A 12,251-nucleotide genomic window follows, 5' to 3' on the forward strand; every position below is an offset into this window, starting at 1 on the left:
GTTACATGCCTTTAATGACTGCATTACGCACAGCCTGCTTTACAGGTAACCCACTTGCTGCGGATCAATTAGTAGAACAACAAGTTGTGTTGTGGGAACGCTGGTTACTGCCTATTACTCCCGAAAAGCCAATTGGAGAAGATCCTGGCTATGATGATGACTTCGAACGCATGAAAGAAGAAGTCAATAAACTGTCAGGATCAGATACCGAATTGATTTGTTCCCTTGCCGAAAATCTTCTGACTAACAGGTGTAAGGATGCACGTGTTGTTACTTACTACGTTTGGGCGCGATTACATCGAGAAGGCGAAAAAGGTTTAGCCGACGGATTAGGTTTACTCGCTGGGTTACTTCGCCGTTACCATGATACCTTATTACCAAGCCGCCCAAATAGTCGGAAATTAGCCATTGAATGGCTTGCAGGTCAACGTGTTATTGATAGCTTGTCTCTCTACCCTGAAGTGGATAGCAACGAGTTTTCTCGCATCGTCGCACTACTTGGAGCTATTACTGAAGAATTTACGGCATGGGATGAAGCGAGTCGCCCTAACCTCAGTCCACTACTACGAGCATTGGAAAACCGACTCGCCCAATCGGGGGGAGCGAATACTGTTGTTCCGCAGAATATCAAAGCTGCTGAAAATATATCCTCCAAACAAACGGCTTCAGGCATCAGCACAATTGCCCCTATCCAATCGGGTCGAGAGTTACTGGATCAAGCTAAAGTATTAGCGAATTATCTACGTAACCAACCCAATGGTTGGCTATCCGGTCATCGACTGATGAAATCAGTACGTTGGGATACCCTACACCAGTCTCCTCCTCAAAATCAGCAAGGTTGTACTCGACTTGCCCCTCCACGCTCAGATGCCAGAGCGCAATTAAAACGTTTATATTTACAACAAAATTGGCTAGAGCTAACTGAGCAAGCTGACCGATTATTTGCCGAGGGTGTTAACCATTTTTGGTTAGATGTGCAGTGGTATTTACATCAAGCATTGAGTAAATCACCTGCACCTTGGGATGGTTGGGCGGACGTGATTGCGTCTGATTTAAAACAATTTTTACTTCGTTTGCCTGGATTAGAAAATCTCGCTTGGGAAGATGGCACTCCTTTTGCCGATGAAGTCACATTAGCTTGGATCAAACAACATATCCTTGAAGAGAATATGCAATCCCTACACCATATACCCACTCAAGATACCGATGAAGGGGATAACGGTTCCATATTTGCGTTAGAACAAGAAGCCTTAACCCAAGCCGACATGGAAGGCGTGGAGGCCGCTTTAGCGTGGTTAATGTCTCGTCCGCATATACAAACCTCCCGCCAAAAATGGTTATTGCAACTGGTGATGGCAAGAGTCGCAGAGCAATTTGCTCGCCATGATTTAGCCTTGAATTTACTGCGAGAATTAGACCATCGCGCTGAACAAATGCACCTTTCTGATTGGGAACCTCATTTTATTTTCGAAATCAAAGCGCGCCAGTTACATTTACTACGAGGAAAATGCCAACGTAACACCCCAGATAAAGCCGACTTACATCATCAAATGACAGATTTACTCGCTCAATTAACACGGTTAGACCCCGTGAGAGCACTCGTACTTTATCCTTAAAATTAACACTATTAAACTTGATGAACGGAGAGTCACGCTAATGGATGATTTAACCCTTCGCTACTATGATGCCGAAATGCGATATTTGCGTGAAGCAGCGAAAGAGTTCGCTCAAGCTCACCCTGATCGCGCAGCGTTATTAGATTTAGATAAAGCCGGAACTCCCGATCCTTTTGTAGAACGACTCTTTGAAGGTTTTGCCTTTTCAATGGGGCAACTTCGTCAAAAAATTGATGATGATTTGCCAGAGTTAACGGAAGGACTAGTAAGTCTGTTATGGCCACATTACTTGCAAACAATTCCATCTCTGTCAATTGTTGAGCTATCGCCGGATATTCAGGAAATGAAGCTTTCATCAGTGATCCCTGCTGGCTTTGAAGTGCTTTCACGTCCTATAGGCCCCAAAAAAACCGTATGCCGCTACCGTACAACACGCGATTTAACACTCAACCCAATTGCCTTATCGGAGGTCAATTTATCCACTGAGCCCGACGGTCGCTCAGTTTTGCGTTTGCGTTTCGACTGTGCAAAGCTAGCAGACTGGAAACAAATTTCCCTTAATACAATTTCTTTTTATTTGGCTGGCGATGTGCCAACCACATATGCACTCCACTTAGCGCTAACAAAGCAAGTTGCAGCAACCTATATTCGTTTGCCTTCTTCACCTGATCGTATTCGTTTACCATACTGGTTTTCACCAGGTGGATTTGCCGAAGAAGACCGTCTTTGGCCAAAAGCCGATAGTACCTTTAGCGGTTATCAATTACTGCTTGAGTATTTTTCTTTTCGTGAAAAGTTTTTTTTCGTCAACTTGAAAGGACTGGGGGAAATCCAGCTCCCCACAGAGCTTAGCCATTTTGAGTTGGATATTGTGCTTAACACACAATGGGATAGTGACATCCCGTTAAGTATAGATAATTTAAAACTACATAGCGTTCCAGTAATTAATTTATTCAATGTTGAGGCCGACCCACTCACTGTAAACGGATTAGAAAGTGAATATTTACTGCGTCCTCGCCGCTTGCAAGATGGGCATACAGAAATTTATGCTGTCGATAAGGTTCATGGCACACGACGAGGAGAGCATATTCATTATGTGCCTTTTAGTAGTTTTCGCCATCGTGGAGGTATGCTACGTCACAATGCTCCTGAGCATTACTACCATACGCGAATTAAGCGTGGCGTAAACGGTTTGCATGACACTTGGTTAATTTTAGGTGGAGAGCGTGAACCCCCAATCGCATCCCTTGAAAGCGAAACACTATCTCTACAATTAACAGGTACGAACGGGCAGCTTCCTCGCAAATCACTACAGAGTACAATACTCGATAGAACTGAAGAAACCTTACAAACCCACTTAAGGGTGCATAACTTATGCAAACCGACCTTACCATGCTATCCCCCCGCTGAAGATAGGTTTCACTGGCGTGTATTAAGCCATCTCGGTGCTAGCTTTCTTAATATGATGGACAATGTGGATGTGTTACGTGGCACTTTGGCGCTTTATGATTGGCGAGAAGATGATCTCAACAGCCGTAAACTCGACGCCATGTTCCATGTTGAACAGCATCTTATCGAACGTTTTGAGAAAGGTTTTCTGCAACGTGGTATTGCTATTGACATCACTCTCGACAGTAGTGGTTTTAATGGTGATGGGGATATCCATCTTTTTGGTGAAATGCTTAATCGCTTTTTTGCTCTCTATACTGATGTACACCTATTTAATCAACTGACTTTACATATTGTACCGACAGGAAATAGCCTAACATGGACAGAGAATCACCCTCAGTAAATCAAATTATTGATGCTCTTGGGGCACGCCTTCCGTTAGTTAATTTCTATCGGTTTTGTCAACTTCTAGAGCAGTATAATCAGCAACACCTACCTTTAGGTAGCACTCAAGATCCAAAAACAGACGCCATTCGCTTTCGCCCTCATCGCGGAATGGGATTTCCAGTCACTGAAATTAAAGGGCTGGATATTGAAGATAGATATCGAAACAGCTCCGTTCCCAGTATTCGAACCACTTTTTTAGGCTTATATGGTATAACGTCTCCACTACCAACTGCCTATATTGATGACATAGCGCAGAGGCGAGAAGGCACTGAATCACTCACCGATTTTCTAGATATTTTTAACCATCGGCTCATCACCCAGTTTTATCGCATATGGCGTAAATATTCCTATCCAGCCACTTTTTTAGCGGGTGGTAAAGATGAAACTTCCCAGTATTTATATGGATTAATCGGCTTAGGTATCCCAGGAACAGCGCAGCATATTCAAGCACCACTATCGCGCTTTTTAGCTTTACTCGGCACATTACGTTTTCCGACGCGCACTGCTGAAGGCGTCATTTCACTAGTGAAATTACTCGCTCCTGATACTCAGGTACAAGTAAAACCTCATGACCCGAGACGTATTGAGCAAGAAAGTCTATCAAAGCTATCTTGTCAAAAACCAATGACATTAATCAACAAACCCGTTTTAGGTCAGTATGCAACGGATGTAAATAGTCAAATCTTAATTATGTTACAAACAGATAACCTTAATGAGGCACGCAACTGGCTACCTGATGGGCAGTTGTATCAGGATTTACTCGCGTTACTTCATGTCTATCTTGGTTCGCGCGTTAATGCTCGACTCAGCCTAAAATTACCGAGATCATTATTACCTAATGCAGCGTTAAGTACACAATCTCATCAAGGAGTACAACTAGGCCGCACTGCGGCCATGGGCGCATTAAACCCTCAAGCTAACCTTAATGACCCTTTGATTGTGTTAAATTTGGGGCGCTATCAGCGATTGACTCCTTCACCACAACCTATACCCACCACAAATTATGCTAATTATCGATTTTAATTTTGGAATATATTCATGAAACAGAGACTTTTATTGTCATTTTTCGGTAAAGCTTTATTGTTAATCGCCACGATAAACCTCACGGCTTGTGGGCTCACCCAAATGGTCAGTGATGGTACTCGTAGTGCTGCAAACGCGATTTTCTACAAACAAGTCAAAGTTGTACACTTAGATTTTGTTGCACGAGAAGCCTTAAATACCGATGATACTGGCACCTCGCTATCAACCATTATCCGTGTTTATCAACTAAAAAATTTCGAAAGCTTTGCAGAAAGCGACTATGCCACACTTTTCGCTAAAGATAGCCAAGTACTCAAATCCTCATTAGTTACACAAAAAGACCTGCGAATTCGTCCTGGTGAATCGATTTCTCTCGATATGCCCCTCGAAAAAGAGGCTGAATTTGTCGCGGTTGCTGCTATGTTCCATCATCCCGACCTTGTGACAGACAACTGGCGAGTAATTATTCCTAAAAAACGTTTACTACCTGATGAGCCTCGCCTACTTACTCTTCTCGATAACACTATGACTTTAAAGCCACTCGGAGAAAAATGATCATGTCCCAACCTTCGCTGTATGAAATGTTGACGGGCTACTTTGCTGGGGGGCTAATGATTGATGACATTCCTGAACACGATCAGGTGATCCTTTCTGTCATGGATAATATCCGTCGTATCCTTAACGCACGCGCAGGTAGCATTGAGCACCTGCCTGATTATGGTTTGCCTGATATGAGCAAACTTATCCAAGGGCTTCCCGGAACAGCTCATAATATGATGAATCTTTTATCAAAAACGCTACTAAAGTATGAACCGAGGATCAAGTCACTCTCATTAGTGTTATTGCCACAAAATAGTTTTGGGACACTACGTTATGCCCTTGAGGTGGAACTATATGAAAAAGGGTTGATCCGCTATGGTACTGAGTTTGTACCTGATGGACGTATTCTACTCCATCATTTAAAAAAACAATTTGACACAATTTAATTTCTACCAAGTGTGCTTTTTTCTTCGATTTAGACCAACAATTGCATGAGACGATGATGACCCCTGATTTGAACACATTACGCCTAGGCGGCGACCCACGCACATTAGCTGATTTTTCTGCTCTAAAAAATGAACTAAATAAACGCTTTCACCCTGCTCGTCCCGATATTGACTGGACGCGTGCACATGAGCTGTGCTTATCCTTATTCAATCAAAACGGGGCTGACTTACAAACTTGTGCTTGGTTTACCTTAATTCGCCAACACCAAAACGGTATTGTTGGCCTCAATGAAGGCCTCATTCTACTTCAACATTTATTGAATCAGCACTGGCAAGGGCTCTGGCCGCAACAAATTCACGCTCGTGTTGAAATTCTGGCGACACTGAGTCAACAATTAATCACTGGATTACGAAGTCATCCCCCTGTCTATACCGACCTTTCTGCACTTTACCAAGCCGAATCTCACCTCAAACAGATTGGACAGTTGCTACAAACTCTAGAATTAAAACACCTTACCCAACTAGAACGGCTGCACAACTTACTGACAACTCAAGCAAAACAATTAGAAAGCACCGATGCGCCAGACAGTGGTTTTATCCCACCAACACCGTTACAGATACCAAAAGTCCCCCCTACTACGTTTCATGCCAATATCGCGACAACACCTGTATCGATTAAGGCTAATGCAACCATTAGTACTGCGCCTCCCACTAAGCCATCTTATCGTAAGGGACTTTGTATTGGGATCGCTTTGGGCACCGTTCTTACAGGGACACTTTGTGCTGGGGCATTATATATTCTCCATCCACCAGTCAATAACCATATCTTAGCGCAAGTACTACCCCAATTACCTGAATTTACACCTAATATTGCATCGATAATTGAGCAACAATTACAACCTAATCCAAACCAAACAACTTCTTTTTCTAATGAGAAACTGAGTGCTATTGACCGCTATCTAACCGAACTGGGCGCGGTATCACCGATTTGGGCACAGCAATATAGCTGGAATATGGTCAATTACCTGACAACTCAATTTGGCACTCAACCTGAAGTGCGCGTATTGAATGATAAATGGCTACAAGCCATGCAGATCAATGCCGTTTCAGCAACGCAAATGAGGCAGTGGTCTCAGGGAATGGAGCAGCTTAATCATTTGAGTGAACGATTGGACAAATTAGACGGTAAACCGCGCAGCTACATCACGGGCTCTGAACTAAAAACGATTATTTTTACTGCTCGCCAGCATTTTAATCAAGGTTTACCCCTTGAGGAAGAACTTCGCCGCTTGGAAGAGCGGCAAGCACAAGGTGTGGTACCTGAATCGGAATACCAACGTATCGATACCCATTTTAAACAATTACTGAATCGATATGCGTTGTTACGCGATACGCAGGAAAAATCATGAATATCCTATCACTTACATTTAAGCCAACTGCTTTCATTCATGGGGTAAAAAAATGACACAATATTTATTGCCCGTATTCCTTTCTCTGAGCTACCCCATTGTTGTCGTAGCACAACCATCTGATTCACTTTTTAACTGTGAAAAATACAACCAAAACAATGATAAATATGAGCAATGTCAACAACGCGAAATAGCCTGCCAAACACTGATTGATAGTACACCATTAAGGGCTTCACTGCCTACCACGAGTACTTTTATCATAACAGGTAATGAAAGGGCCTATTTTCATGCCTTTCCATCAGAAATGTGCCGTTATGAAAATAAATTTGTGATCCCTGGGGACCGTTTAGGTTTCGTCGGGTATACGACTCAACCCCCCATTGTTAATGATGAGCATACATATATACTTCTTAGTTATAATGGGGTATTTGGCTGGATAGATACACGTCAAGTGGAAGCCTCTGAGGAAAAAAACTGTGATGAAATTAATAAATTAGCGCAGGAAGAAGCAAGCACCCAAAAAGGAAGAATGGGTCAGACCTATTTGATTAATTATCCAAGAACCCCCATATATTCCGCGCCAGATCTTGATTGCCAAGATAATAAACGTTACTTAATTCAAAATGACCGCGTTAAAGCAGTATACCCGGACCCCATTAATGGTTTTTATTTTGTAAGCTTTACTCATTCCTCTACAGGGACACATACGTTTGGCTGGCTACAAACACAACCGCTTGTTTCAGTGCCTAATGTAATGGACCCTAACGAACTGCCAGCTATACCGCCAGATATCGTTGTTTTAGACTTTTATGATAATGACCTACTCCCCTCTGACTACTCATTTCACCACAACTATGAGTCTGATTTCATTACACCTGAACTTTTGGATAAAATTTCAAACTCCATCACATGTGATTATGGTGATGAAGATGAATTTTCAGCAGAGCAAAAAGCCATTTGTGATATAGAAAGGGAATGCGATCAACGAGGATGTAATTGGGATGGGACGTGGATACCAGGAGGCGCTAACTATTATACTAAGTCACAAGATGTCCTTAATTCATGGGTAGAGAATCGCAAAGCCAAAGTACTGTCAATTAACAAACAAAATGCCATTGTCGATTTAATTTTAGGTGAGGGAAAACCTTATCCGCTTCATTTAATTGTTCGGTTAATCAACACGGATGGAAAATGGATGATTAATCAAATTGATGAGGTTAAGGTTAAATAGTTATTTTAATGAATTGGTTAGCGCTATTTTATGCAAATCCCTGTTTATTATAATGGTAAAACAGACTGATTTTTTAATTTCAATAAGGATTCTAATAAGTGAACTTCACTGACATAACAACTCGAATAAAAGAAAAAAATGGATTGAAAATTTTTTTAGCTATTTCTTTGGCAGTAATATGGTTTAACCTTGATTATAATTTATTGCAAATTTTTTTGGCATATATTGTGGAACCATTGCATCTAGAAGCATTTTTTATTCTAATATACCGATTAACATCAATTGCACTATTTGTATTACTATTCTTATTTTTTCGATGGTATAGCAAAAACATTGGTGAAATAGCGCTGGGAAGGGTATTCTCAATAAAATCAGTTATCCCATTTCTTCTAACCATTCTTCTATCTGTGCTTGTTATTGCTTATTTTAAATTAGGCGGTGATATGGTTACAAGAGAACTCCTCATATTTGATGAGGGAGTTATCAATAACATATTGTTATTCATTCTAACATTTATCATAAGCCCCATTGTTTATGAAGTCATCTTTAGAGGCATTGTGTTTAGCGCAATCCAAAAAGAAAACAAAACAATCATTTGGTTATTTTCTGTTATACCATTTGTTATATTCCACATTTATACAATGACTAATGTAATTTCTCCTTCGATTTGGGTGAGGATCATGATTTACCAGTATGATGTGAGCATCATGCTAATTCTTCTTTCATGTGTTTTGACGTTTGCTCGAATGAGATCGGGCGGTGTGCTATTACCTATAATATTGAACTCATTATTTTTTATGTCATATATTAAAATGATGTGATTTTTTAAATTGGGTTGTGTATATCAGTATATATCTAACCAGAATTAATATTGTGCACGCCCAATGACATTAATGGTACTTTAGTGATTTAATAAGTGTAATAATCTATTAAGTGGTTCACATCCCCCCTAAAAAATTTCAAGTTAACTAAAAGTTGAATGTTATTTTAAATTTGAACTTTAAGTTTTTTGGCTACACAGTCTCAGCCATTTAAAATATATCATTAAACCTACTGTTAGCCTTTATTCTGCTGAGCTAAAAATACCTGCATAAATTTTTCAAGATGTTTTATTTTCCCTTCAAGTTCATTTACAGTTATCATAAATACACCTTCATCGACTGGAGCCGCGGATATAGACAAATAATCACTCTCCCAATTCATCCCCATCTCTTCTTCATCACATCCCCAATCTTCAGCATCAGGATTAATTTGCATCTCAATTTCTGGGTGCAGTGAATCTGCTAGAGTTAGAATAAAACCTTCATAATAAAAATGAGTTTCATGATCGTTAATTTCAACCATCTTAACACCTAAGGGAAGCCACCTTTTCCTCAGGAAGAAAACTAAATCATTAAACTTAGTAAAGTTCATAGTATTTCCAATAAAGTATATTTTTTAAATTTTATTTCAGTCTACAGCTAAATAAAGCATTCGAAGCTAAACCAAAATAATATTAAAAATTCATCTCAAATCGAACATCAATAATTTTTTCAATGGGAGTTTTATTTATCAACGTTAACTCTCCATTTTCCAATAAATAATAATATCGAAAGGTTTCATGCGTATCTTCATCAGTGCCAGCAGCTATAATTAATCGACTATATTTATCTATATACTCAATTTTTTCACCAATAACCTCACCTTGCATTGAGTAATATACCGTAAACGATTTATTTAATGCTTTCCCTGTTTGTTTGTTAATAAACGCAGTTGAATGCTTCAACAAGGGCAAAAAACAACGAGGGAGCCCCTTTTTCAACCAGTAAATTCCGCCATTCTTTGGGGTTCGTTAATTTAGTTATCGGGTTGGATAACGCTTCCTGCCAGTCCCCATTTTTAATAACATCACCAACCATGTCTGTGGCGATATCCTCCGGAAGACTTTTCATTTCATCGAGAAAATGTTGCCATCCATTATCCATCATCGATTGCAATTTTCCCGGCACTTCATCCTCAAACGGGGTACCTAACCCTGAAAAGTAGTGCTTACGGTAAAGGAGTGAATGGGTATTTTACGGCTCATCCGGATATGCTCGATAAAGTTTTGCGATACTACTGAGGCGTGCTTCCGACGCATCTTGTTCAATATTTCGCCCTGTACCATCGAAAAAATACCCCACATGCAGCACCGACGAACAATTACCTATATTATACTCTTCGGCTTGCCCTGCTCGGCGTGACGCAGCAATTAACGTATCACATTCTGCGATTGAGAGATCACTTGATTGCACTCCTGAGTCTTTCATTCTATCCATTATGGTCGTTTCCGTTACAATTTATTGCTCTAATGCCGCTACGAGTTCTTCCGTCGTCATTCCACGCTTCCATGGAGTACCTAAATCTTCTCCCCACCATAATCGCACTTGATCATTAGGCAAAAAAAATACATGCAAAAAACGGTCTCCCCGTTTTCTTTTTGGAAGTGGAAGTGTGGCCTCTCGGGTTTCTTTCCTTAACCCAGCATCATATTGATCTCCCGTAACACTCAGTGTCCAGACTACATGTGCCATATCTCCTTTAATTATCCCGCAACATGCGGTTCCACCTTGAATACCACCATAAATATTATTGGGGTTATAAGCTGAAACATTGCCACCCGCAACGCCATTCACACTAAATCCTATAATTGGTCGATCTATCTGCGTATTGATCACCAAAATAGCCCCCCCTTGCGGCGGCCCCCAAATGATTAACCACGTAAACCAACTCACCCACCCTAAAAATGCAACCAGCAAGAGTCCAAGTAGCCTTTTTTTATACTGAATAAGGCATTGAGATATGCGCAAGATATTTTGTTTTATATTCATCAATCACAACCTAGTAATACGTTTTGCATAACTGGAAAGCACCTTTTCTAAACTGCATTCCCCTTGAGCCACTTGAGCCAATTGCGAAAGCACAAATTCCGACATTAACACTGATCGTTTTCCATTCAGGTAAAACAACGCATATAGCCGTCTATCTGCTCTTTCTTGCATCCCCGCATCACTGGCTTTCTGTAGCGCCTAAATGATCTTCTGCCGTGAATGCACGGCGGAAAATGCTGGCTCATTGGCATCTGTTGCCATTGGGCTAAAACACTTTTGACTTCGGGGTCATCATCAATTTGCTGCCAAGTCGTCTCATCCAAATACACCGTTCTGTCGTGGGTTTTGGGCTGCGCTTTAGTAGTGATATCGGTCGGTTGCCAGCCCGACAATGTCTGGTGCCACCACGTGGTTGTGCCCGAAAACAGGTAGTAGTGCCAATCTTCTTTCTGGCAACGGGCTAACACTGGCATCACCGCATGGATATAAAATCGGCTCACTATCGTTTCGAGGTCGGGTTTTACCAAGGTACAGCCCCATGCCAATTGCATCGCCAAGGGTTTGAGCGCTAATGATGAAAAAATGACGGTGGCAACTTGCTGAAACTGCGCCATTTCAGCGGCTAAATCTGCGTTGTTTTTCACCTGATACAGCCAGGGTCCCACTCATTTGGCTTCAATTAACTGAGGGTGCTGATAAAGGGAATACAGAGAACGCGTATGTTTTTGCTGAAAAGGCTCAATGGTCTGTTCGGCAAACGCCCCGCCCTCGATTAACAGGTAAATATTTTTCTGTGATTGATTTGCCGCTTGAACTAAATTTTCCATGGCTAAAATTTCCTAAGGTCAACACGGGGATCATTGCCTGCTATGGCATTGAGCAGGCACGGAATACAAATGGGTAAAGACACTGCCGGAAATTGTGCCATCTTCATCGGTAAAGTATTCGGCCCTGCGGTGGCCATCTTCGGCACCTTGCGCAAATAATCCCCCGAAGTGCCGTATTCTATTTTTCCGTTCTCCAATTTGAGGTAGCTGCCGCCACCGTTCAGGATAATCCGTTTTTTGCCAGTAAAATTGATATCTGCCCCCGAGGTGATGGTCTGCTTGACTGCTCATCTGCGCTAATAAACAGCCCTTTACCCGCGCGAATGGTGTCCCATTCGTCGATAAGAATAAAAAAGCAAAAATGCCACATTGAGCATGGCACTTGGGGCGTTATTTTAGTATCGCAATTCAGTCATACAAATTATTCTGGATTGTCTAATTTTTCACCTTCTGCATCAAATCGCTCTTGCCATT

Annotated in this window: 15 protein-coding genes and 1 pseudogene; 8 read left to right on the forward strand and 8 right to left on the reverse strand. The window is 41.3% G+C overall.

The features are described from left to right. Positions 1-5 precede the first annotated feature (5 nt). From tssA to P2E05_RS21695, 8 genes are all read left to right on the forward strand, one after another. Complete coding sequence (tssA, locus tag P2E05_RS13470) at positions 6-1,616, forward strand: type VI secretion system protein TssA (protein ID WP_163862506.1); 1,611 nt, start codon at positions 6-8, stop codon at positions 1,614-1,616. Between the two features lie 40 nt (positions 1,617-1,656). Beyond that, on the forward strand, positions 1,657-3,408 hold the full coding sequence (gene tssF / locus P2E05_RS13475) for a type VI secretion system baseplate subunit TssF (RefSeq protein WP_272657480.1): 1,752 nt from the start codon (positions 1,657-1,659) through the stop codon (positions 3,406-3,408). Next, positions 3,384-4,475, forward strand: a complete 1,092-nt coding sequence (tssG, locus tag P2E05_RS13480) for a type VI secretion system baseplate subunit TssG (protein ID WP_249999075.1) — start codon at positions 3,384-3,386, stop codon at positions 4,473-4,475. Before tssF ends, tssG begins: the two co-directional genes overlap by 25 nt. A gap of 15 nt (positions 4,476-4,490) precedes the next feature. After that, on the forward strand, positions 4,491-5,030 hold the full coding sequence (gene tssJ / locus P2E05_RS13485; protein ID WP_154623922.1) for a type VI secretion system lipoprotein TssJ: 540 nt from the start codon (positions 4,491-4,493) through the stop codon (positions 5,028-5,030). A gap of 2 nt (positions 5,031-5,032) precedes the next feature. Next, positions 5,033-5,461: a type VI secretion system baseplate subunit TssE gene (gene tssE, locus P2E05_RS13490; protein WP_154623921.1), complete on the forward strand. Its 429-nt coding sequence runs from the start codon at positions 5,033-5,035 to the stop codon at positions 5,459-5,461. A 56-nt stretch (positions 5,462-5,517) separates the two neighbouring features. Next, the gene (locus P2E05_RS13495) at positions 5,518-6,870 is read left to right on the forward strand and encodes a VasL domain-containing protein (protein WP_196713458.1); all 1,353 of its coding nucleotides are present in this window, start codon (positions 5,518-5,520) and stop codon (positions 6,868-6,870) included. A gap of 52 nt (positions 6,871-6,922) precedes the next feature. After that, the gene (locus P2E05_RS13500) at positions 6,923-8,101 is read left to right on the forward strand and encodes a DUF3828 domain-containing protein (protein WP_154623920.1); all 1,179 of its coding nucleotides are present in this window, start codon (positions 6,923-6,925) and stop codon (positions 8,099-8,101) included. A 98-nt stretch (positions 8,102-8,199) separates the two neighbouring features. Further along, entirely contained in the window at positions 8,200-8,922 is a 723-nt protein-coding gene (locus P2E05_RS21695) for a CPBP family glutamic-type intramembrane protease (protein WP_154635717.1), read from the forward strand. 235 nt (positions 8,923-9,157) lie between these two features. Here the strand turns inward: P2E05_RS21695 and P2E05_RS13510 are convergent, their stop codons facing one another. The 8 genes and pseudogenes from P2E05_RS13510 to P2E05_RS21705 all read right to left on the reverse strand — a co-directional run. Further along, a complete protein-coding gene (locus P2E05_RS13510) occupies positions 9,158-9,445 on the reverse strand; it encodes a hypothetical protein (RefSeq protein ID WP_163862543.1) in 288 nt (95 codons plus the stop codon). Positions 9,446-9,596: 151 nt separating this feature from the next. After that, positions 9,597-9,791, reverse strand: a complete 195-nt coding sequence (locus P2E05_RS13515; RefSeq protein WP_272657482.1) for a hypothetical protein — start codon at positions 9,789-9,791, stop codon at positions 9,597-9,599. Between the two features lie 49 nt (positions 9,792-9,840). Further along, on the reverse strand, positions 9,841-10,089 hold the full coding sequence (locus tag P2E05_RS13520) for a hypothetical protein (protein ID WP_272657483.1): 249 nt from the start codon (positions 10,087-10,089) through the stop codon (positions 9,841-9,843). Between the two features lie 66 nt (positions 10,090-10,155). Then, the gene (locus P2E05_RS13525) at positions 10,156-10,398 is read right to left on the reverse strand and encodes a hypothetical protein (protein ID WP_272657484.1); all 243 of its coding nucleotides are present in this window, start codon (positions 10,396-10,398) and stop codon (positions 10,156-10,158) included. Between the two features lie 21 nt (positions 10,399-10,419). Beyond that, positions 10,420-10,950 (reverse strand): DUF3304 domain-containing protein, encoded by a 531-nt coding sequence (locus tag P2E05_RS13530; RefSeq protein ID WP_272657486.1) that lies wholly within the window; start codon positions 10,948-10,950, stop codon positions 10,420-10,422. A gap of 125 nt (positions 10,951-11,075) precedes the next feature. Further along, entirely contained in the window at positions 11,076-11,615 is a 540-nt protein-coding gene (locus P2E05_RS13535; protein ID WP_276122824.1) for a hypothetical protein, read from the reverse strand. After that, entirely contained in the window at positions 11,616-11,777 is a 162-nt protein-coding gene (locus P2E05_RS21700) for a hypothetical protein (protein ID WP_272682891.1), read from the reverse strand. It abuts the gene before it with no gap. Positions 11,778-11,956: 179 nt separating this feature from the next. Beyond that, a pseudogene (locus P2E05_RS21705) lies at positions 11,957-12,049 on the reverse strand (DUF2345 domain-containing protein); the annotation flags it as partial. Positions 12,050-12,251 lie beyond the last annotated feature (202 nt).

The organism is Providencia stuartii (genome assembly GCF_029277985.1).
Lineage (GTDB): Bacteria > Pseudomonadota > Gammaproteobacteria > Enterobacterales > Enterobacteriaceae > Providencia > Providencia zhejiangensis.